Origin of the sequence: Cryobacterium sp. Y50, from assembly GCF_002929805.1 — a bacterium.
Taxonomy (GTDB): Bacteria; Actinomycetota; Actinomycetes; order Actinomycetales; family Microbacteriaceae; genus Cryobacterium.
In genome coordinates this window covers 1-21,096 of sequence record NZ_PJJM01000093.1, presented here as the reverse complement: position 1 = coordinate 21,096, position 21,096 = coordinate 1, and the positions used below count along the sequence as shown (strand labels likewise).

The following is a 21,096-nucleotide window of genomic DNA, read 5'->3' as shown; positions in this document are numbered from 1 at the left end:
ACTCATGAGCCTCGACACGCGCACCACTCAAATCGGCACCGCGCCCGTGAACACCCCGCGGGTGACCTCGCCGCACCCCGCTTATAAGAAGCGGATGCGTCTCGCCGACAGCCTGCAGATTCTCTGTGTCGCCTCGGTCGCCATCGTGGTTGCCATCTTTCTCGCCGATGGGGGAGCAGCCAAGTTCGGCACCGCCGCCGACGCGTTCACGTCCCTTGGAATCGTCGCGGGTCTGATCGGAACCGACCTGCTGCTCGTCATGCTCGTGCTGGCCGCTCGGCTCCCCCCGATCGACCGCGCCTTCGGGCACGATCAAGCTATGGCCGTGCACCAGTCGCTCGGCAAGCCGGCCCTGTACCTCATCCTCGGCCATGCTGCACTGCTCATCACCGGCTACGCGCTCGCCGAAAACGTCAATGTGGTGGCCGAGACCTGGAACATGTTCACAACCCTGCCCGACATGCCGCTCGCCTTTCTCGGCCTCGGGCTCATGATTGGTATCGTCATCACCTCGCTCGTGGTGGTGCGCCGCAAGTTTCGCTACGAAGCCTGGCACGCCGTGCATCTGCTCGCTTACCTCTCGGTACTCGTCGCCATCCCGCACCAGCTGAGCGTCGGTGGTCTGCTCAGTGAGGGCGCCATCGCCCGGTATTACTGGCTAGCCCTGTATGCAATGGTCGCCAGCTCCATCATCGTGTTCCGATTCCTGTTGCCGGTCACCCGGTCGTTGCGCCACCGCCTGGTCGTGGACCGAGTGGACGCCGTCGCTCCGGGCGTCGTCTCAATTACCTTGACCGGCCGAAAACTGGACAAACTCCGGGCGACCTCCGGACAGTTCTTCGTCTGGCGGTTCTGGGCCGATGGACTTTGGTGGCAGGCGCATCCCTTCTCCCTGTCGTCAGCGCCGAGTGAACGCGGACTGCGCATCACCGTTCGCGGCCTGGGCGATGCCTCGCAGCAGCTTCCTCAATTGAAACGCGGCACCCGGGTCAGCTTCGAAGGCCCCTATGGACTGTTCACCGAGAACGCGCGAACCTCGCCCCGGGTGGTGCTGATCGCCGCCGGCATCGGCGTCGCGCCCATTCGCTCCCTACTCGAAACGGTGTCGTTCGCGCCGGGCAACGCCACCGTACTGATTCGCTCGCACTCCCTGGGCGATACCTACCTGGTCGACGAACTCACCGACCTGTGCCGGGTACGCGGCGTTGAGCTGCGCATCATCGCCGGTAAACGTCCAAGTGGAGTGAGCACCTGGCTTCCAGCGGATGCCGTCCGGGACGGGATCTCCCTGCGCACGATCGTGCCCGAACTCGAAAGCTCCGACATCTATATCTGCGGCCCCCGACCCTGGACCGACGCCGTCGTGCGCGACGCCCGCTCCGGCGGGATACCCAAGAAGCAAATCCACTACGAAAGGTTTGACGGGTGAGAGCACGCGCGGTAGCCCTGGCCACCCTGGCCTCCGTTTCGATCGTCGGCATCGGGTGGCAGTTGGGAACCCAGGCGATTGACGCCTCGCAGAGCCTGACGGCGTCCAGCGGCGGCACCGCGATAGCCGCAACCGTGACCGCCACAACGGATGCCGCGGCGCAGGCCGCAGTCACCGCCCGGGCCGCTGCCGATGCCGCCGCCGCAGCCCAGGCCGCCGCAACGGCCGCGACGGCCGCTGCCGCATCAGCGGCCCAGGCCGCAGCGGAGTCAGGCACCTTCACCGGCGCGGTGGTGCAGACCCAATTCGGCAACATGCAGGTGTCGGTAACCGTCGCCAACGGCGCGATCATCGAGGTCACCCCGCTGCAGCTGACCAATCGTGGCGGCCGATCGGTCGATATCAGTAACCAGGCCGCGCCGATTCTGCGCTCCGAGGTGCTCGCCGCGCAGTCCGCGAAGGTGCAAAACATCAGCGGTGCCACGTACACGAGCGAGGGCTACCTGCGGTCGCTGCAATCAGCGCTCGATACGGCCGGATTCTAGGGTGCCGACTGTGGGCGGGGACTATGAGTGGATGCCGGCGCTCACCTTTGCAACGATGGGGACGGTCGTGAGTCTGCGCTTGGAAGATGCTGATGCCGTTGACCTGGTCGAGACGGTGTTTCATCGCTGGGATGAGCAGTTCAGCCTGTACCGGGAGGACTCGGAACTGAGTCGCATCGCGCGCGGGGACATCCGTTTGACTGAGGCGAGTCAGAGTCTGCGCGCCTGCTACGCCCTCGCGTTGCACTGGTGTGAACGCACCCAGGGTGTGTTCACACCACATCGTGCCGACGGCGTCATCGACCTCTCGGGCGTGGTCAAGGCGCTCGCCATCGCCGAAGCCGGAGCAGCCCTGACGGCGCGCGGCTCGGCTAATTGGTCGATCAACGCTGGCGGTGATGTCCTGGTCAGTGGGGATGCCGGGCATCCCGAATGGAGTGTGGGGATCGTCGATCCATCCGATCGTGGTGAGCTGATTGCGAGCGTGCCGTTGCGGCATCCGCTTCGGGCTGTGGCAACCTCGGGCAGCGCGGAACGGGGCGAACACATTTGGACCGCCCTGAACGGTGACCCGTCACCGTTTCGACAGGTGAGTGTGTTCGCGGCCGATATCGTCACTGCCGACGTACTCGCCACGGCGATCGTGGCAGGCGGAGAGACGACCCTGAACGAGATGACCGAGCGTTTCGCCATCGACGTACTCGCGGTGCGGCTTGACGGCCAGTTGCTCGCGACTCCGGGACTGAGGCGGACTGTATAGGCGATTTTGCGTAGAAGTGAGTTGGTCCGTGGCGTTTGGTCGTCTCGTGACGCGACGGCACCGCGGGTCCGAATCAACCGCGCTCGCGTGCAGGGCGGGCTGATCCTGAAATCAGGACGCGGTGGGCATCCGCTGGCGGTCGGAGCGGCGCAGGAGCGCGGCGAGGGCACGCCAGCCGAGGAGAAACAGGCCGAGCACGATGGTCGTGACGATCGCAAAACTGAGTTGAACGCCCTGGCCACTGGCGAGGCGCAGCAGGAGGCCACCCGCTGCGGTGGCGATCCAGATGCCGACGCCGGTCCAGATGATACGGCGCGGGTGTCGCCAGGCACGCAGCAGGAGCCAGCCGATAATCAGGCCGCCGAGGAACGGCCAATAGGTCACGCCGAGTCCGGCCAGACTCTCGCCGTGGCTCAATCGGCCGATCGCAGCGAAAGCCAGCACGAGGATCGCGTCGAGAGCGCCCGCCGTGATGATCGATGATCGCGATATGGGGCCAGCTCCGATACGCAGTGATGCCATATTTTTAGCCTATCCACCCGGTAGGTTCGGAACCCGGAGTTGGCTGTGAGCCCAGCTTGATCAGACGCTGCCGCCGATGAGTGCGCCGATCACATAGGTCACCGCGAGGGCGAGGATTCCGCCGATGACGATGCGGGCGATCGCGCGCGGCTTGGGGCTGTTGCCGAGGTGCGCGCTGAGCCAACCGGTGATGACGAGGGCGATCAGCACCGCGACAAACGTGGCGCCGATGCGCCATTCGGCCGGAGGAAGCAGCACTGCGAGCAGGGGGAGCGCGGCGCCGACGGTGAAGGCGATAGCGGATGCGTACGCTGCGTGCCACGGATTGGATACGTCCTGCTCGGTGATGTGCAGCTCGACCTCGAGGTGCGCAGCGAGGGCATCGTGCTCGGTGAGTTCGATTGCCACCTGCTGGGCAGTCTGGGACGACAGTCCCTTGGCCTGGTAGAAGCCGGCGAGTTCAGCGAGTTCCTCGTCGGGTTCGTTCTCAAGTTCCCAGGTTTCTTTGGCGATCAGGGCGCGTTCGGAGTCGCGCTGGCTGCTCACCGAGACGTACTCGCCGAGCGCCATCGAGATGGCGCCGGCGAGCAGGCTGGCGACACCGGCGATGAGGATGACGTGGGAGTCTGTGGTCGCGGCGGCGACACCGACGACGAGGGCGGCAACGGAGACGATGCCGTCATTCGCGCCGAGAACTCCGGCGCGCAGCCAGTTCAACCGTGAGGCGAGGCCGGCGGCGTGTGGTTCCACCGCTTGAGACAAATTGGTCATGGATAAGAATAGGCAGGGTGTAGCGGCTTGGTCCAGCAAGGTGTGGCTAGCCTTGCGCGGGTACTCGGCGCGGGTACTCGGCGCGGGGGACGCGGATTTGGGGTGCGACTCGACGCCTGATTCACGCGATAGAGTTTTAGATGGTCGGTATGTCTTGATGTCGAGCTATTTTGCGGCAACGACTGCTGTTACCAACAATCTCATTTACCCATCATGTAGCGATCTATCGGCACCGGCAGGTGATCGCCACGACGCGGATTGGAAGAGCAGCGTGGACCTTTACGAATACCAAGCGAGAGACCTCTTTGAGGAATATGGTGTACCGGTTCTGCCGGGCATTATCGCGGACACCCCCGCCGAAGTGCGTGCAGCAGCTGAGAAGCTCGGCGGCGTTGTCGTCGTCAAGGCGCAGGTCAAGGTCGGCGGCCGCGGCAAGGCCGGCGGCGTCAAGGTAGCCAAGACTCCGGATGACGCCGAAGCCGCAGGCCGGGGCATCCTGGGCCTGGACATCAAGGGCCACACCGTGCACCGCGTCATGGTGGCCGGCGGAGCCCGCATCAAGGCGGAGTTCTACTTCTCCGTGCTGCTGGACCGGTCGAACCGCTCCTACCTGTCGCTCGCCAGCTACGAGGGTGGCGTCGAGATCGAAATTCTCGCCGTCGAGAAGCCCGAAGCGCTCGCCTACACAGCCGTCGACCCCGCAGTCGGCATCAACCTCGCCGTCGCGAAGCAGATCGCGATCGACGCGAAGTTCCCGGCAGAGCTCGTCGACAAGGTCGCTCCGGTCTTCGTCAAGCTCTACAACGTATTCAAGGGTGAAGACGCGACCCTGGTCGAGGTCAACCCGCTCGTCCTCACCGAAGAGGGCGACATCATCGCCCTCGACGGCAAGGTCACGATCGACGAGAACGCCGACTTCCGTCACCCCAAGCACGCCCTGCTCGAGGACGTTGCCGCGGCTGACCCGCTCGAAGCCAAGGCAAAGGCCGCCGGCCTCAACTACGTCAAGCTCGACGGTGAAGTCGGCATCATCGGCAACGGCGCTGGACTCGTCATGTCAACCCTCGACGTTGTCGCCTACGCCGGCGAGAACTTCGGCAGCGTCAAGCCGGCCAACTTTCTCGACATTGGGGGCGGAGCATCCGCTGAGGTCATGGCTGCCGGCCTCGACGTAATTCTCGGTGACCCGCAGGTCAAGAGCGTATTCGTCAACGTCTTCGGCGGCATCACCGCCTGTGACGCTGTCGCCAAGGGCATCGTGGGCGCGCTCGCCGAGCTCGGCTCTGCCGCCAACAAGCCGCTCGTGGTGCGCCTCGACGGCAACAACGTCGAGGAGGGTCGTCGCATCCTTGCCGAGGCGAACCACCCGCTCGTAACACTGGCCGCCACCATGGACGAGGGCGCCGCCAAGGCCGCCGAACTCGCCCACGCAGCGAAGTAAGGGACAACAATGTCAATCTTCCTCAACACGGACTCCAAGGTCATCGTTCAGGGCATCACCGGGGGTGAGGGCACCAAGCACACTGCCCTCATGCTCAAGGCCGGTACCCAGGTCGTCGGTGGCGTCAACGCCCGCAAGGCCGGCACCACCGTCGTGCACGGCAGCGTCGAGCTGCCCGTCTTCGGCACGGTCAAAGAGGCTGTCGAGAAGACCGGCGCCGACGTGTCGATCATCTTCGTACCGCCGATGTTCACCAAGGACGCGGTCATCGAAGCGATCGACGCCGAGATTCCACTGCTCGTCATCATCACCGAGGGCGTTCCGGTGCAAGACTCGGCCGAGTTCTGGGCCTACGCCATCGCCAAGGGCAACAAGACCCGCATCATCGGACCGAACTGCCCCGGCATCATCACGCCCGGTGAGGCGCTTGTCGGCATCACGCCGGCCAACATCACCGTCAAGGGCCCGGTCGGTCTCGTCTCCAAGTCGGGCACCCTGACTTACCAGATGATGTACGAACTGCGCGACCTGGGCTTCTCCACAGCGATCGGTATCGGTGGCGACCCAATCATCGGCACCACGCACATCGATGCGCTTGAAGCCTTCGAGAACGACCCGGAGACGCTCGCCATCGTCATGATCGGCGAAATCGGCGGCGACGCTGAAGAGAAGGCCGCCGAGTACATCAAGGCGCACGTCACGAAGCCGGTCATCGGCTACGTGGCCGGTTTCACCGCTCCAGAGGGCAAGACCATGGGCCACGCCGGTGCCATCGTCTCCGACGGAGCCGGAACCGCCCAGGGCAAGAAGGAGGCCCTCGAGGCCGCCGGAGTCAAGGTCGGCAAGACGCCGAGCGAGGCTGCGAACCTGCTGCGCGAGGCACTCGCCGCACTGTAAGTAGGACATTTGAGGGGGCTCGCCGGGTGACCGGCGGGCCCCTTTTGCCATCGGTGGGCGCAAAGTCGGCGTGCACAACCGCGGCGATTTCGAGCGGATGCCCGGCTCACGCCACGAGACGACGCAGGAGTTCGCGCGTGGGTGGCCCGCGTTGTCACCGGGGCGATATAGGCTCGCAACGGATGAACCGCATAACGACCGCCCTGCTCGCCGCTCTTGAGGCATTACTTGTTGTCGCCATCGGCATCGGCATCGGCATGGTGCCGCTCACCGCACTCTGGGCCGCCCACTTCGGCCTGTCGGTCGAGTGGTTCGTCTTCTGGCGGGCCGCGGCCGATATCTGGCTGCTCGGCAACGGTGTCGACCTCACGGTGCAGCTCGGCCCCGACGTTGCCGCCGCGCTCGGCCTGGCCGGTGCCGACACTCCTTTTCTGATCACCGTCGTGCCGCTCGGCTTCGCCATGCTCTCGGTGCTCATGGGCATACACACCGGCCGTCGCGCCGCCGAAACCCCGCACCGCTGGACCGGCGTCGGCGTCGCCGTAGGCACCTACGCCATCCTCGCCGCGCTGGTGACCCTGTCCGCCGTCTCGAAGACGGTCACGCCCAACCAGCTGCAGGGGCTTCTGCTGCCGACGCTCATCTATGCGGCCGGCGTCGTAATCGGGACGGAACTGGGGCGGCGCCAGACCGTGGAAGCGGCGGAGCGCCTGGATCCGGTGAGCCGGCGCATCCGCTCGTGGTATCGAAGGTTGCCGCAAACCACCCGCATCGTGATTGCCGGGGCCTTGCGCGGTGGAACCGCTGCCGCTGCCGGGGTGCTGATCGTGTCGGCCGTAACCGTGACCGTGCTCGTGGCCATCAACTACGCGACCATCATCGGGCTGTACGAGGCGGTGCAGGCCGGGGTACTCGGCGGTGCCACGATCACGCTCGCGCAACTCGCGCTCATTCCCAACCTCGTGGTCTGGGCCGCAGCCTGGTTCATCGGCCCGGGAATTGCGATGGGAGTCGGTACCAGTGTCTCGCCGATCGGCACAGTGGTGGGCACTCTGCCCGGACTACCCATCTTCGGCGCGCTGCCGCAGGGCACGCCGGCCTACGGATTTCTCGGGCTGCTTGTTCCGGTGCTGATCGGCTTCGCCTTCGCAGTCGTGACCCGGCAACGGTTGGATCGCCCCGGCGTGCCCGAACGCACCACACTCGAACACATTCTCACCGGGCTCGGCATGGGCGTGATCGCCGGAGTGCTGCTCGGGCTGCTCGCCTGGTGGTCGGCTGGCGCGATGGGCCCGGGCCGCCTCGTTGAGGTCGGCCCGAATCCACTGCTGGTCGGCGCGCTCGCCGCAGCCGAAATCAGTGTCGCTGCGGCCTTTGGCATGCTGGCCGGCCGGGTGCGAGTCCCGTCGGGGCTCCCTGCCAAACGGTAAGCTCAGAACCGTGCTGTCTATTGTCGTGCTGATCTCCGGCGGAGGATCCAATCTGCGAGCCTTGCTGGAGGTGTCCGAAGATGCCGAATTTCCGGCGCGAGTAATCGCGATCGGCGCCGACCGCGACGCCGACGGGCTTGAGCTCGGTATCGAATTCGGAATCCCGGCCTTCTCCGTTCCCTTCTCGTCGTTCAAAGACCGGGCGGCCTGGGGCGACGAACTGCTCGCGCAGATTCAGCAGTGGCAGCCCGACCTGGTCGTGCTCAGCGGCATGATGCGGCTCTTGCCGCCGCGCGTCGTTGCCGCGCTATCGCCGAACCTGATCAACACGCATCCGGCCTACCTGCCCGAATTTCCGGGCGCACACGCCGTGCGTGACGCCCTCGCCGCCGGTGCCGTACAGACTGGCGCGAGCATCATAGTCGTCGATAACGGCGTCGACGAGGGCCCCATTCTCGTGCAGGAACGCGTCGACATCGAGCCAGGGGACACTGAAACTTCTCTGCAGAATCGCATCAAGATCGTCGAACGACGCCTGCTCATCCAGGCCGTGCTCGACATCGCAAACGGACACATGAACCTCAAGGAGAGCTCCAAAGCATGAGTGGACACACCAACGCGCCCAACACGTACCGTAACCGGGACAAGATCCGCATCGAGCGCGCACTCATCTCTGTGAGCGACAAGACCGGCCTACTCGAACTGGCCGCCGCCCTCAAAGCGGATGGCGTCGAAATCGTTTCCACCGGATCCACTGCGGCCACGATTCGCGCCGCCGGCTACGACGTGACCGACGTGTCGGCCGTCACCGGGTTTCCGGAATCGCTCGACGGCCGGGTCAAGACCCTGCACCCCGGCGTGCACGCCGGCATCCTCGCCGACCTGCGCCTCGAAACACACGAAGCACAGCTCGAAGAGCTCGGCATCAAGGCCTTCCAGCTCGTCATCGTCAACCTGTATCCCTTCGTTGAAACCGCACTGAGCGGTGCCGAACCGGCCGACGTGATCGAGCAGATCGACATCGGCGGACCGGCGCTCGTGCGGGCATCCGCTAAAAATCACGCCAACGTGGCCATCGTCGTCGACCCGGCCAGCTATGGTGAGATCATCGAGGCTGTCGGTGCTGGCGGTTCGACGCTCAAACTGCGCCAGAAGCTCGCCTCGCTCGCCTTTGAGCACACCGCCGATTACGACCTGAGCGTGTCGGCCTGGTTCACCGAAAACGTCTACGACCAGTGGCAGGACGACGTCGAGGCGCTCGACCAGGACGTCGAGTTTGCAGCGGACGAGGACGAGGACGAGGCGCCGTTCCCCGGGGGACTTGGCATCGAGGTCACCCGCGAAGCCATTCTGCGCTACGGCGAGAACTCGCACCAGGCCGCCGCTCTGTACGTCGGCGAGGGTGGCCGTGGTATTGCCCAGGCACGACAGCTGCACGGCAAGGAAATGTCGTACAACAACTACGTCGATGCGGATGCCGCTGTGCGCGCCGCCTTCGACTTCAGCGAACCGGCCGTCGCCATCGTCAAGCACGCCAACCCGTGCGGAATCGCCATCGCCAAGCCCAACGCGCCGGACGGTATCGCCTCAGCCCACCTGCGCGCGCACGCCTGCGACCCGATCTCCGCGTTCGGCGGCGTCATCGCTGCGAACCGAGTCGTCACGCTCGCCATGGCCGAAACGGTCAACGGAATCTTCACCGAGGTGCTCGTCGCCCCCGGATTCGAACCGGCTGCGGTCGACCTGCTCACCCAGAAGAAGAACATTCGCCTTCTCGAGTTGCCGGCCGACTACGAGCGTTCCTCGCTCGAACTGCACCAGATCTCGGGCGGCCTGCTCGTGCAGGAGACCGACAGCTTCGAAGACTTCAGCTCGGCCGGCTGGACCCTCGTCGCCGGCCCCGAAGTGGATGCCGCCACTCGCACCGACCTGGAATTCGCGTGGAAGTCCTGCCGCTCCGTGAAGTCGAACGCCATTCTGCTCGCGCATGCCGGGGCATCCGTCGGGGTGGGAATGGGCCAGGTCAACAGGGTCGACTCCTGTCACCTCGCCGTGAGCCGCGCCGGCGAGCGGGCCGAGGGATCGGTCGCCGCCTCTGACGCGTTCTTCCCGTTCGCTGACGGGCTCGAAGTTCTGCTCGAAGCCGGAATCAAGGCTGTCGTGCAGCCCGGTGGATCGGTGCGCGACCCCGAAGTCATCGCCGCAGCCACCGCGGCCGGAGTCTCTATGTATTTCACCGGAGAGCGCCACTTCTTCCATTAGATCGTGCGAAGAGCACCCTGAATCTCGCAGTCAGGGTGCTTTTTGCGTACCCGGGCCCTGCAGGTGTTCCCCCCGAAGCGCGTGCCAGTTATCCTATTTGAGGCGACGCCACACAACGGCGCCACCGCACTCGGCTCACAAGGCCCGACACAACGGAGTTTCCATGACCCTCACGCACCCAGCCGCCGCCCTCGATTCTCTCGCGCAGATTCCGCTTTCCCATGAGAAAGTGCTGATCACCAAGGGAGAGCGCTCCGGGCTACTGATTACGGTGGCTGTTCATTCCACTCGGCTCGGCCAAGCCCTCGGCGGTGCGCGCCTGTGGCAGTACGCCACCTGGACCGACGCCGTGGCCGACGCCTTGCGCCTCTCTGCCGCCATGACCCTCAAGAACGCGGCCGCCGGTCTGGGCCTCGGCGGCGGCAAATCGGTCATCTACCTACCGCTCGGCACGGTGCTTACCGATGCCGAGAAGCGCCTTGCAATGCTCGACCTCGGAGACGCGATCGAGAGCCTGCATGGCGCCTACATGACCGCCGAAGACGTCGGCACGAGCGCCGAACTCATGGCGATCGTCGCAGAACGCACGAACCATGTCTGCGGGCTGCCCGCTGCGAGCGGCGGCGTCGGCGAACCGGCTGATGCCACGGCGGCCGGCGTCTACGCGAGCATCGAGTCCACCTTGGAGGCGCTGTTCGGAAGCCGAGAAGTACGTGGCCGCCACCTCGTCATCTCCGGACTCGGACAGGTCGGCGGACGCCTCGCTGTAGCCCTCGCCGCGGCCGGCGCAACGCTCACCGTCACGGACATCAACCCCGAAAAGCGTGCCCTGGGCGAAGAGCTCGGCGCCAGCTGGGTGTCGGTCGCTGACGCGCACCGCGTGCACGCCGACCTGTTCGTGCCGTGCGGCCTTGGCGGCGTGCTGACAGCCGGCGTTATCGCGGAGTTGAACGTGCTGGGCGTGTGCGGTGCCGCCAACAACCAACTCGCCATGCCCGCCGGAGCGGCCCAGTTGGACGCGCGGGGCATCCTCTGGGCACCGGATTTCGTCGTCAACGCCGGGGGCGTCGTCTACCTCGCCATGGCGAGCGAGCCGAACGCCGACCTCGGCCAGATCACGGCCCGCGTCGCCGCTATCGGCAACGTGCTGACGCAGATCTTCACGGATGCCCGCGCGAGCGAGATCACGACACTCGCGGCCGCCGAGATGCTCGCCGCTGCCCGCCTGGACGCTGCCCGGTAGTGCGTTCACCTCGCGACCCCGCCCTGGCCTGTCAGGACCGCGCCCACGAGCAGTGCGGGTCCTGGCCAAGAGCGGGCGTGCGCGCGGTGCCGCGGGCCCTATTCGCGCAGTTCGGCCGGGATGGTCGGCAGCACCCGAGCTGCAGCCCGGCGCTCCTTGAGCGTCGTGCGGGCAGCCTTGGCCAGCTCCGTGAGAATAGGAATGCCGGAGAGCAAAATGATGCCGATGATGAAGAACTCGGAGTACTTGGCGACGAACGCGAACTGGCCGAGGAAGTAGCCGATCAGGGTGAGGCCGACTCCCCAGGCGAAGGCACCGATCGCGTTATAGGTCACGAAGCTGCGGTAGCGCATCTTACCGACGCCGGCAGCGACCGGCACAAAGGCCCGAAAAATGGGCAGAAAACGGGCCAAAATGATCGACTTACCGCCGTGCTTGGCGAAGAAGGCATTGGTGCGCTCGACGTTCTTCGGGTTGAACAACCGGTTCTTCTCCCGTGAGAAGACCGCTGGCCCCGCTTTTCGGCCGATGACATAGGCGAGCTGATCGCCGGCGAACGCCGCCGCGAACACGACCAGACAGGTCACCCAGATCGGCAGCGGTACCACCCCGGTCGCGGTGAGCAACCCCACAGTGAACAGCAGCGAATCACCCGGCAGGAACGACAGCACGATGAAGCCGGTCTCGACGAATACAACCACGGCAACGCCCAGAAGAACGAACGATCCAAACGAATGGATCAGCCACTCCGAGTCGAGAAAATCGATTCCAAACAGGGTGGGCAGCATGAAGAATCCTTTCGGGACGCGCGATGGCATAGAAATAGGAACGCCCGCAATAGACGTTGCCCCCAGACTACGGGACACCCACCTGTGACTTGCCGAGTGGGCGACGCGCGGCGAACGGATGCCGCCGCGCCAGAAAATCCTTGCCTTCTGCCCCTGTTTTCCCATATTCTGGAGGGCTGCCTGATCCGGGGGCATGAGATACACATAACTTTTAGGCGCCCAGGAGGCAGACATGACAAAGACAGCACCGATCACGCTCGCACTGGTTGCGAACGACGGCGCTCACTTTGGCGCCTGTGCCCCGGACCACGCCGCAACTGCGTCCCTCGTCGACTAGCCGCCTTCTCGTCGCACTCGGCCGGGTGTCGACGCCTGCATCGGTCTTGTCCCGTCAGCATCCGTTCATCACGACCGCTGGGCGCTCCGCTACTCCTCGCTGACGCGTTCGTAGCACGCCGATGAGCGTCGTCGTTTGCAATTTCCCCGTCGCCGGTACTGTTCGGTCTGGCGACCACAGACATTCGCTGCATCGCGCACTCTGAAATCCGGGGGCGCGGGGCGCAGCCGCACCATCATCAGGACTGGACCATGACCACCACCGCTCCACTTGTACCGCCGCCCGAAGCACGCGCCAGTACGTTCCGCAGCCTGCAACGGCTCTACCCCTACGCCAAGCCGGCCCTGCCGCGCATCTACCTCGGCATGGTCTCGGCTTTGCTGGCCGGGCTCGTAGCTCTTGCCATTCCCCAGGTGCTGGCCTGGCTCGTCGACGGCCCACTTAACCAGGTGGGGAGCGGTGGCAGCCCTTCGCAAATCTGGACGGCGGTCTGGATCGTGCTCGGTCTTGGCGTGCTCGAGGCGATCATGATCGCCCTGCGCCGCTGGTTCGTGCTGACCCCCGGCACCCACATCGAGGCGCGCATGCGTAACCATCTCTATGCCCGGCTGCAGGACCTGCCGGTGAGTTTTCACGACCGCTGGCCGAGTGGCCAGCTGCTCTCGCGTGCCGTGAGCGACCTCAACCTCATTCGCCGCTGGGTGTCGTTCGGACTAGTGCTGCTCGTCGTCAACTTTCTCACCATCGTCGTCGGCGTCGCTATTTTGCTCTGGATGCATTGGCTGCTCGGCGTGATCTTCGTCGTCTGTTCCATTCCGATTTGGATCTACGGCTATGTCTTCGAGAAGAAGTACTCAGTGATCGCGCGGCGCAGCCAGGATCAGACCGGCGACCTCGCGACCGCCGTCGAGGAGTCGGTACATGGCATTCGCGTACTCAAAGCGTTCGGACGCGGCTCGTTCGCGCTGAAAAACTTCGCCGTGCAGGCCGAAAGCCTGCGCGGGACCGAAATCGAGAAAGCGCGTGCCATCGCCGGAATCTGGCTCTGGCTGCTGCTCGTTCCCGACGTCGCGTTCGCGCTCTGCCTCGTCACGGGCGTCTGGCTCACCAGCCAGGGCGACCTCAGCGGTGGCGAGCTGTTAGCGTTCTTCGCGACCGCGACCGTGCTGCGGTTTCCGGTGGAGTCGATCGGGTTTCTGCTGTCGATGACCTTCGACTCGCGCACCGCAACCGATCGATTCTTTGACATTCTCGACACCCCGAACGAGATCACCGACCCGGAGAAGCCGTCCACCCTGACCACGCCGCTCGGTCGACTCGCCTTCGAGAACGTGCACTTTCGCTACCCGGACTCGCCGGAGCGCTTTCCCGACCTGCTTGACGGCATCGACCTCGTGCTCGAACCGGGGGAGACGATGGCCCTGGTCGGTCTCACCGGTTCGGGCAAAAGCACCCTGACCGCGCTCACGACCCGCCTGTACGATGTGACCGCGGGCGCTGTGACGCTGGACGGCGTCGACGTGAGGGCACTGAGTCGCGAGGAACTGCGCAGTCACCTGGCGATGGCATTCGAGGATGCGACGCTGTTCTCGGCATCCGTTCGTGACAACGTTCTGCTCGGGCGAGCCGACCTTTCCGAAAATATTCTCGAAGCGGATGCTGCGCTCGCGCAGGCCCTGCAGATCGCGCAGGCCGGTTTCGTGCACGACCTGCCGCTCGGCGTGGACACCCTCGTCGGTGAGGAGGGTATGAGCCTCTCGGGTGGTCAGCGGCAGCGCCTCGCGCTGGCCCGGGCGGTCGCGGCGCGGCCATCCGTTTTGATTTTGGACGATCCGCTGTCGGCGCTCGACGTGAACACCGAATCGCTGGTCGAAAACGCGCTGCGCGAGGTGCTCGTCGACACGACCGCGCTCATCGTGGCACACCGGCCGTCGACGGTCATGCTCGCCGACCGGGTGGCACTGCTCGAGAACGGCCGCATCACCGCGGTCGGCACTCACTCGGAGCTGCTTCGTACGAGGCCGCACTACACCTTCGTTATCTCCAGCCTCGAAGACGAAGAACGCAGAGAATCAAACCGAGCGGGGGGGCGCTGTGAGTGTGACCGGAGTAAACGGTGAGGAACGCCACGACTTCACTAAGGCCGAAAGCAAGCAGATTCGGGCCCGTTCGCTGCGGCTGCTCGGCTCGTTGCTGTTTCCGGTGCGCGCCAAGGTCGTGCTCGCCATGCTGGTCGTGGTCGTCTCGACCGCCGCCCAGGTCTCCGGCCCGGCGCTGATCGCCTTTGGCATCGACCGCGGGTTGCCAGCCCTGCTGAGGCAAGACTGGCTGCCACTGGCGGCGACCGGCGGCATCTACCTCGTCGCCGGGGTGCTGGGCGGGCTGCTCATAGCCTGGTACACGGTGCTGTCGGCCCGCATCAGCCAGGCGGTGCTCATCGACCTGCGCAAGCGGGTGTTTTTGCACACCCAGAAGCTCAGCCTCGAGTTTCACGAGTCGTACACCTCCGGCCGCATCATCTCGCGTCAGACCAGCGACCTCGACGCGATTCGCGAGTTGCTTGACTCGGGCATCAACCAGCTGGTGCAGGGCATCCTCTATATGTCGTTCACGGCGATCGCGCTCGTCCTGCTCGACGGCACCAGCGGACTGGTGCTGCTTGGCGCGCTGGTACCGCTTGTTATTCTCACGCGCTGGTTTCAGGTGCGTTCGCAAAGCCTGTTTCGGCAGTCGAGGGTCGCCTCGGCGAGCCTGATCGTGAAGTTCGTCGAGACCATGACCGGCATTCGCGCAGTGAAGGCGTTTCGCACCGAAAAGCACAACGAGACGGTGTTCGGCAAGCTCGTCGAGAGCTACCGCATGGTCAACGCGCGCGTGATTCAGCTGTTCGGAGTGTTCGATCCGGGGCTCGTGCTGATCGGTAACGTGACGGTCGCTGCCGTACTGCTGGTCGGTGGCTTTCGGGTGGCGGACGGCCAGCTCGCCATCGGCGCGCTGCTCGCGACGCTCCTGTACACCCGCCGGTTCTTCGATCCGATGGAGGAGATGGCGATGTTCTACAACTCCTATCAGTCGGCTGCGGCGGCGCTCGAGAAGATCTCGGGCGTGCTCGAGGAACGCCCAGGTGTGCCAGATCCGATCACCCCGGTCGACCTCTGGGAGGCCCGCGGGCGGGTGCGCTTCGACAACGTACAGTTCGCTTATCAGGTCGATCGGGAGATTCTTCCGCACTTCGACCTCGACATTCCGGCCGGGCAGACCATCGCCCTGGTCGGGTCGACCGGAGCCGGCAAATCCACCCTCGCCAAGCTCATGAGCCGCTTCTACGATCCAACGGATGGCCGGGTGCGGCTCGACGACGTCGACCTGCGCGACCTGCATCCCAAGGACCTGCGGCGAGCGATCGTCATGGTTACCCAGGAGGCTTACCTGTTCAGTGGATCGGTCGCCGAGAATATCGCCATTGGCAAACCGGATGCTTCGACGCAGGAAATTCGCGCCGCCGCCGTCGCCGTCGGTGCTCACGACTTTATCGAGAGTCTGCCGAACGGGTACGACACCGACGTGAACAAGCGTGGTGGGCGAGTGTCAGCGGGACAACGCCAGCTGATCTCGTTTGCCCGGGCCTTCCTGGCGAACCCGGCGGTACTCATCCTCGATGAGGCCACGTCGTCGCTGGACATTCCAAGCGAACGGCTCGTGCAGGAGGCGCTGCAGACCCTGCTGGCCGACCGCACGGCTGTGATCATCGCGCACCGCCTGTCGACGGTCGCGATCGCCGATCGGGTGCTCGTGATGGAACACGGCCGCATCGTGGAAGACGGCACCCCGTACGACCTCATCTCTGGAACCGGCCGCTTCGCGACCATGCACGCCGCCTGGCGCGACTCCTTGGTCTAGTGCACGCCCGACGGCGGTGTGGGAGTAGAACTTTCCGAGAATTGCCAGGCTGTAGATAATTCCGAAAATCCAAATTCGACGTTGCGTTGAGGTGATTTGAGCGGTGGACATGCCCTCAGGCTACTGGGCGCCCAAAGAAGGTGACATGCCGGGCCGGACGAAATGTCGTGGCCCAGAGAATGAATCCCACAAGCGGGACCTCCAGCGCACCAGAGCCACTGACGCTGTCGGCGGCGCGGCGGCCACGACATGTGCCTCCAGCGGAACCCCGTATGGGACGGCCGTGGCGAACGGTGCGTCCGGTACCGTCGGAAGGGTGTCAAGCGAGACGTTCTGGGGAGTGATCAGTGTTGGGTGAACCCTTGGTAGAACACGTAGGTGATGTTTGGTCCTGCGTGTCTGGATCTTTCTATCGTGCCGTAAACGCTGCGCATCAAGACGCGGCGCTTCTTGGTTCGCGTCTGGCCGGCAGGTACTCAGAACTGAATCAACGGACTCTGTACTTGAGCTCATCTCCCGAGGGAGTCGACGCGGCAACGATCGCCCATGCTCAGGGTCGTGTCGGCGAGCTGGTCTTGCTCAAATTTCACGTGGAGGCCCGTAACATCGTCGATCTCCGAGACCCGGCCGTGCTCCTTGTGGCCGGTGTCAACCTTGCAGACGCAGTCGCGCCTTGGCAGGACATTGTGAAAAACGGCGGCGAGCCGGCGTCGTGGAAGGTTCGCCGGCGGCTGGAGGGTCTCGGAGCGACTGGCCTCATCGATCCTTCTCGCAAGCGCCCTGGGCGTTGGCATCTCACGCTGTTCAGGTGGAACTCTGCGGATGCGCCACGCGTGGCTCTCGACTGACCTCCTCGACGCCGAGCGTCAGGGGAACCCCTTGCGGGAAATCGTGTCTGAACTTATGCGAGCCAGTTTGCAGAGGAGTCGAAAACCTCTTGAAGCTCGTTGATGAAGCGGGCGGCATGGAACCCGTCCGCGGAAGCGTGATGAATCTGCAAGGCGAACGGGAGCGTGACCTGCCCCGCCTGCTCGACGTACTTACCGAGAGTGAAGATAGGCAGGTAATGGTCGTGTCCATGGGCGATGTTCAGCTCGAATCCACTGAACGACAGCCAGGGCAGACTGGAGATGTCGAAGATGTTGTCTGGCACGTCGCCTTGACTGACAGCTGCTCCACGGGGCGGGAAAGTTTCTATGGTTCCCGCAGACGTTGAGCGTCTTTCCGGACAGGTCTGTGATGTAAGCAACTTTCGAGGAGAACATTATGAGCCCAACATCCGATTATCTGGACGATCTGCTGGACCGGTCCGCCCCACGCACGACGGTGATGACGGAGAGTGTCGCCGATGAACTGACCCGGCTTCACGTCGCGACCAGCGTCGAGACTGAGAGTGCGTCCCCAAGGCAGTGGTGGAGGCGGCCGGTGATCGCAGGACTGACGTTCGTGCTGCTTCTGGGTGGTGCTGCTACAGCAACCGCCGCGGCCCCCAATGGCTGGCTTCCCCGGGCACCAACATCGCCGTCAACGCCGACGGATCAACCGAACCAGCCGGCTACGGGACGGTGCACTACAACGCGGACGAAGACTACCAGCGGGCGGTGTCGATGATCGTCACAGCTGCTGTCAGCACTGAGCTCGCCAGCGAGGATATCTACGGAGCCCTCTCCAATCTCAGCTCCGCGGTACCTTCGGCCGTTTCGTGTGCGACATTGCTGTCTGCGCAGGAGTAAGTGCAAAGGTGTGGTCAGCTCAGGAAACGGTGGTTGGCAACGTGTCGGGTACCGCGATATCCGAGTGTGTCGTTGCCGTCAGATCGATGGCGTAGGTGCCGATGAGCGCGATGGCCGCGGGGTCGATGGCGCCACAGGCTGGCGCGGTGTTTTCACTTTTCATGACCCCAGCCAAACAGCCGGGGCCTGGCTCTGTCGTCCGCCTACGGGTTAGATCCACTCATCCTTTGGGAGGAATTTGCCGTAATTTGCCATTCACGCCACGTGGCGGGTTCTAGCGTTGGAATATGCATCCTGCTTCTAGTAATCATCGTTGGCTCGTCGAGCCGCTAATTGGCATCGCGCTCGTGTTGATCTGGGCTGTCGGGTTCAGCACACGCTTGGTGAGCTTCGTCCCGATGCGCGGAGAAATGATCGCGTATACAACTCCATACGCGTTCGTGCTCGTGGTCGGCTTCGCGGCCGCCATCGCGCTCTCCCGCGTTGCAACCGGCACTTCGCTCGTCCTGGTTGGTGTGCTTCTGGCTGCTCAGCTGCTCTTCTGGCCTGCTCGGTTCAGTGCGCTCAGTTGGTCGGCGTATCTTATGTTGCTCGTCTTCGCCACACTCGTCGGGTTCCATGCAGCCAAGCGGATGCGCATGATAGCGCCGTTCGTCTTAGCCCTCTACGCGGTCGGGGTCTCGGCTCTGCTGATCCTTCCCCGCTTCAGCGCAACCGGTATCGATGGTTTGCTCAACGGAAAGCACCTGTCAACGGTTGCACTGATCCCCGATCTTCTCGTTTGTGGCGGCGTGGCCGCGCTGATCACGTTCGGGTTCTGGTACCTCGGGGTTCGGCTCCGCTTGGTGAGCTCGGCGCTGCGGGCGAGCTGGGGTGACGCTGCGTCGCCGATTATGAACAGCGCCCAACGGGTGCTGCTTCCGCTGCGCCCCGTGCTAGAGCCAGCCGTCGCCGTCGCCTTCTACGTACTCTGGATTATTGCGGAAGCCGGTCGTTCCGGCGGTTCGCCATGGCCGTCGTTTCCCTTCACGCTTGGCCTTCTCGCTGCGTCGATCGCCGTCGCCCGAACCTATCCCCGCGTTGCGGTCGCGCTGCCTGGCGTTGTGCTTGCGATTCAACTCTTCGGAATTTCCGCCCGGTTCGGTTCGACGACCTGGCCGGTGTATTTCGCCGTGCTCGTCACCTGCTTGATCGTGAGTGCGACCGCAGATCGGCGCATCCGCTGGCTATCTCTGCCGATCGCGGCCGGGTATGTCGCCGTGATTACGACGCTTATGACTGTTCCCGCGCTGTCCGACGGCTACGGCTGGACGTCATGGGTCGGCGCTGGAAATTCGGGCGGTAACGTCATCAAAAGCTTCGCCGGTGTCCTCGTCGTCGGTCTACTCCTCATGGCAGCCGCCTGGTTCATCGGTTTTGGCCTTCGTGCATCGCAATTGAAGCGAGCCGCCGACGCGAAGCTCGGCGCAACCGTCGACGAACTCCGCTCGGCCGAGATCGACTTGATCGTCGCGAGCGAGCGCGACCGCATCGCCCAGGACGTACACGACATCATGGCGCATTCACTGGCCGTAATCATCGCGCAAGCCGACGGCGCACGTTTCATCGGCCCGCAACGGCCGGATGCGATCAGCGAATCCCTAGAACGAATCGCTGCATCCGCCCGCACGTCGCTGGCCGAGGTTCGAATGCTGATCGAGTCACTTGTCGAAGATCCTGACGGCCACTCGAATCCCACCCTCGAGAACCTGGACGATCTTGTCCAGCGGATGCGCGGGGCTGGCCTCACCATCACCGTCGACCGCTTCGGCGACCCCACCATGCTCACGTCTGGACAGCAACTGGCGGTGTACCGCATCGTGCAGGAGAGCCTGACGAACGCACTCAAACACGCAGGAGCCCAATCTTCTGCTCGGCTTACGCTCGACTGGCGCGGCCCAGGACTTGCCTTGACGGTCGCGTCTACCGGGGAGCCCCCGCAACACCCAGACTTGAACGTGCGCGGGCACGGGCACTGCCGCGGGCTCTATGGGATGCGCGAACGCGCACGTCTGGCCGGCGGCTGGCTGACCGCAGACGTGGACGATGAAGCACTGGGCGGCTACCTGGTCACTGCATTCGTGCCGACAGCGTGCGTTGTCGAACAGACAACCGAGGCGCCAACGGAAGCTGCCCTGTTGGCAGCAGAAGCAGGCTCGCGGTGAGAGCCATCCGAGTTGCGATTGCCGATGACCAGCAACTGTTCTGTTCTGGGATCCAGATGCTCATTGAGTCACAGCCCGACCTGCAGTTCGTCGGTGCCGCCTATGACGGAGAAGCCGCTATCGCTCTTGCTCGCCAGGCGCGCCCGGATGTCATGTTGATGGACATCCGGATGCCGCTGCTCGACGGCATTGAGGCGACTGCGCGCATCCTGGACGCCACCGATAAACCCGACAAACCCGACAAACCCGACATCGGTGAATGCAACTCCGACGACTGTGCCACCATTGTCGACGCGCAGCCAAAGGTAATCATGCTCACGACGTTCCAACGCGATGAAGCGGTCGTTCGCGCAATCCATGCGGGCGCAGACGGTTTCATAATGAAAGACACCACACCCGAGTTTGTACTCGCGTCGATCCGCACGGTCTACGCCGGGCACTCGGTTATCGCACCCACCGACACAGCCGACATTATCCGGGCACAGACATCCCAGCGACACAGGGAGCCAAGCGCCGAATCAATCTCAGCGCTCTCCGCACGCGAGAAAGAGGTCTTCCTATTCGCCGCGCGCGGCCTCAGCAACGCGGACATCGCCCAGGCTGCCTATATCAGCGAGGCGACGGTCAAGAGCCACATACGCAGCATCCTGGCGAAACTGTCGCTCACCTCACGCGTGCAGATCGTCGCGCACGCCTACGAGAACGGGCTGCTGCGCTGAGTCGCGCCGACTCGAGGCACGGCAAAGTCGTCGCCTAGGTGTACTCGGCCATGACGTTAGTGACTTAAGGGGGTGAAAAAGGGAGGGCCTCCGGTGCTTAGTGGAGATGTTCAAC

General features: G+C 64.3%; 19 protein-coding genes. 14 read left to right on the top strand and 5 right to left on the bottom strand.

Translation table 11 applies throughout. The features are described 5' to 3' along the window. The first annotated feature begins 4 nt into the window (after positions 1-4). From CXY73_RS11580 to CXY73_RS11570, 3 genes are read left to right on the top strand one after another with little or no spacing between them, the layout of a single operon-like run. Positions 5-1,429: a ferric reductase-like transmembrane domain-containing protein gene (locus tag CXY73_RS11580; RefSeq protein ID WP_233198286.1), complete on the top strand. Its 1,425-nt coding sequence runs from the start codon at positions 5-7 to the stop codon at positions 1,427-1,429. Next, entirely contained in the window at positions 1,426-1,974 is a 549-nt protein-coding gene (locus CXY73_RS11575; RefSeq protein WP_233198285.1) for an FMN-binding protein, read from the top strand. Before CXY73_RS11580 ends, CXY73_RS11575 begins: the two co-directional genes overlap by 4 nt. Before the next feature lie 10 nt (positions 1,975-1,984). Then, positions 1,985-2,734 carry an FAD:protein FMN transferase gene (locus CXY73_RS11570; RefSeq protein WP_233198284.1) on the top strand — a complete coding sequence of 250 codons (750 nt, stop codon included), beginning with the start codon at positions 1,985-1,987 and terminating at the stop codon, positions 2,732-2,734. Positions 2,735-2,845: 111 nt separating this feature from the next. On the opposite strand, the gene CXY73_RS11565 is transcribed toward CXY73_RS11570, so the two are convergent. Both CXY73_RS11565 and CXY73_RS11560 read right to left on the bottom strand, forming a co-directional pair. Beyond that, positions 2,846-3,256: a DUF3054 domain-containing protein gene (locus tag CXY73_RS11565; RefSeq protein ID WP_104177795.1), complete on the bottom strand. Its 411-nt coding sequence runs from the start codon at positions 3,254-3,256 to the stop codon at positions 2,846-2,848. 60 nt (positions 3,257-3,316) lie between these two features. Then, positions 3,317-4,027, bottom strand: coding sequence for a VIT family protein (locus CXY73_RS11560; RefSeq protein WP_104136490.1), 711 nt, complete (start codon positions 4,025-4,027; stop codon positions 3,317-3,319). Between the two features lie 271 nt (positions 4,028-4,298). Between CXY73_RS11560 and sucC the strand changes: the two genes are divergently transcribed. The 6 genes from sucC to CXY73_RS11530 all read left to right on the top strand — a co-directional run bounded on the left by sucC (position 4,299) and on the right by CXY73_RS11530 (position 11,300). Further along, positions 4,299-5,468: an ADP-forming succinate--CoA ligase subunit beta gene (gene sucC, locus CXY73_RS11555; RefSeq protein ID WP_104136492.1), complete on the top strand. Its 1,170-nt coding sequence runs from the start codon at positions 4,299-4,301 to the stop codon at positions 5,466-5,468. 9 nt (positions 5,469-5,477) lie between these two features. Continuing rightward, the gene (gene sucD / locus CXY73_RS11550) at positions 5,478-6,365 is read left to right on the top strand and encodes a succinate--CoA ligase subunit alpha (RefSeq protein WP_104136495.1); all 888 of its coding nucleotides are present in this window, start codon (positions 5,478-5,480) and stop codon (positions 6,363-6,365) included. Positions 6,366-6,547: 182 nt separating this feature from the next. After that, positions 6,548-7,795: a DUF6350 family protein gene (locus CXY73_RS11545; RefSeq protein WP_104177794.1), complete on the top strand. Its 1,248-nt coding sequence runs from the start codon at positions 6,548-6,550 to the stop codon at positions 7,793-7,795. A 10-nt stretch (positions 7,796-7,805) separates the two neighbouring features. Beyond that, positions 7,806-8,399 carry a phosphoribosylglycinamide formyltransferase gene (gene purN / locus CXY73_RS11540; protein WP_104136500.1) on the top strand — a complete coding sequence of 198 codons (594 nt, stop codon included), beginning with the start codon at positions 7,806-7,808 and terminating at the stop codon, positions 8,397-8,399. Beyond that, positions 8,396-10,057, top strand: a complete 1,662-nt coding sequence (purH, locus tag CXY73_RS11535) for a bifunctional phosphoribosylaminoimidazolecarboxamide formyltransferase/IMP cyclohydrolase (RefSeq protein WP_104177793.1) — start codon at positions 8,396-8,398, stop codon at positions 10,055-10,057. Before purN ends, purH begins: the two co-directional genes overlap by 4 nt. A 163-nt stretch (positions 10,058-10,220) precedes the next feature. Beyond that, entirely contained in the window at positions 10,221-11,300 is a 1,080-nt protein-coding gene (locus CXY73_RS11530) for a Glu/Leu/Phe/Val dehydrogenase dimerization domain-containing protein (RefSeq protein WP_104177792.1), read from the top strand. Positions 11,301-11,398: 98 nt separating this feature from the next. Here the strand turns inward: CXY73_RS11530 and CXY73_RS11525 are convergent, their stop codons facing one another. After that, complete coding sequence (locus tag CXY73_RS11525; RefSeq protein ID WP_104136506.1) at positions 11,399-12,088, bottom strand: DedA family protein; 690 nt, start codon at positions 12,086-12,088, stop codon at positions 11,399-11,401. 588 nt (positions 12,089-12,676) lie between these two features. On the opposite strand from CXY73_RS11525, the gene CXY73_RS11520 reads away from it, so the two are divergent. The 3 genes from CXY73_RS11520 to CXY73_RS11510 all read left to right on the top strand — a co-directional run bounded on the left by CXY73_RS11520 (position 12,677) and on the right by CXY73_RS11510 (position 17,173). Beyond that, on the top strand, positions 12,677-14,545 hold the full coding sequence (locus CXY73_RS11520; RefSeq protein ID WP_104136508.1) for an ABC transporter ATP-binding protein: 1,869 nt from the start codon (positions 12,677-12,679) through the stop codon (positions 14,543-14,545). Beyond that, a complete protein-coding gene (locus tag CXY73_RS11515) occupies positions 14,520-16,325 on the top strand; it encodes an ABC transporter ATP-binding protein (RefSeq protein ID WP_104177791.1) in 1,806 nt (601 codons plus the stop codon). The genes CXY73_RS11520 and CXY73_RS11515 overlap by 26 nt, the downstream gene beginning before the upstream one ends. Before the next feature lie 347 nt (positions 16,326-16,672). Continuing rightward, entirely contained in the window at positions 16,673-17,173 is a 501-nt protein-coding gene (locus CXY73_RS11510) for an RES family NAD+ phosphorylase (protein ID WP_369831240.1), read from the top strand. A 53-nt stretch (positions 17,174-17,226) separates the two neighbouring features. On the opposite strand, the gene CXY73_RS11505 is transcribed toward CXY73_RS11510, so the two are convergent. After that, positions 17,227-17,574, bottom strand: coding sequence for a CatA-like O-acetyltransferase (locus CXY73_RS11505; protein ID WP_104136513.1), 348 nt, complete (start codon positions 17,572-17,574; stop codon positions 17,227-17,229). 503 nt (positions 17,575-18,077) lie between these two features. Then, positions 18,078-18,221 carry a hypothetical protein gene (locus CXY73_RS21980; RefSeq protein WP_158253100.1) on the bottom strand — a complete coding sequence of 48 codons (144 nt, stop codon included), beginning with the start codon at positions 18,219-18,221 and terminating at the stop codon, positions 18,078-18,080. A 124-nt stretch (positions 18,222-18,345) separates the two neighbouring features. Between CXY73_RS21980 and CXY73_RS11495 the strand changes: the two genes are divergently transcribed. Both CXY73_RS11495 and CXY73_RS11490 read left to right on the top strand, forming a co-directional pair. After that, complete coding sequence (locus tag CXY73_RS11495; RefSeq protein ID WP_104136517.1) at positions 18,346-20,262, top strand: histidine kinase; 1,917 nt, start codon at positions 18,346-18,348, stop codon at positions 20,260-20,262. A gap of 56 nt (positions 20,263-20,318) precedes the next feature. After that, entirely contained in the window at positions 20,319-20,981 is a 663-nt protein-coding gene (locus CXY73_RS11490) for a response regulator transcription factor (RefSeq protein WP_233204648.1), read from the top strand. Positions 20,982-21,096: the final 115 nt, after the last annotated feature.

Coding starts and splice junctions, on each gene's coding strand:
- CXY73_RS11580 (WP_233198286.1), top strand. CDS start 5: ATGAGCCTCGACACGCGCACCACTCAAATCGGCACCGCGCCCGTGAAC.
- CXY73_RS11565 (WP_104177795.1), bottom strand. CDS start 3,256: ATGGCATCACTGCGTATCGGAGCTGGCCCCATATCGCGATCATCGATC.
- CXY73_RS11560 (WP_104136490.1), bottom strand. CDS start 4,027: ATGACCAATTTGTCTCAAGCGGTGGAACCACACGCCGCCGGCCTCGCC.
- sucD (WP_104136495.1), top strand. CDS start 5,478: ATGTCAATCTTCCTCAACACGGACTCCAAGGTCATCGTTCAGGGCATC.
- CXY73_RS11545 (WP_104177794.1), top strand. CDS start 6,548: ATGAACCGCATAACGACCGCCCTGCTCGCCGCTCTTGAGGCATTACTT.
- purH (WP_104177793.1), top strand. CDS start 8,396: ATGAGTGGACACACCAACGCGCCCAACACGTACCGTAACCGGGACAAG.
- CXY73_RS11530 (WP_104177792.1), top strand. CDS start 10,221: ATGACCCTCACGCACCCAGCCGCCGCCCTCGATTCTCTCGCGCAGATT.
- CXY73_RS11525 (WP_104136506.1), bottom strand. CDS start 12,088: ATGCTGCCCACCCTGTTTGGAATCGATTTTCTCGACTCGGAGTGGCTG.
- CXY73_RS11520 (WP_104136508.1), top strand. CDS start 12,677: ATGACCACCACCGCTCCACTTGTACCGCCGCCCGAAGCACGCGCCAGT.
- CXY73_RS21980 (WP_158253100.1), bottom strand. CDS start 18,221: ATGAAAAGTGAAAACACCGCGCCAGCCTGTGGCGCCATCGACCCCGCG.
- CXY73_RS11495 (WP_104136517.1), top strand. CDS start 18,346: ATGCATCCTGCTTCTAGTAATCATCGTTGGCTCGTCGAGCCGCTAATT.
- CXY73_RS11490 (WP_233204648.1), top strand. CDS start 20,319: ATGCTCATTGAGTCACAGCCCGACCTGCAGTTCGTCGGTGCCGCCTAT.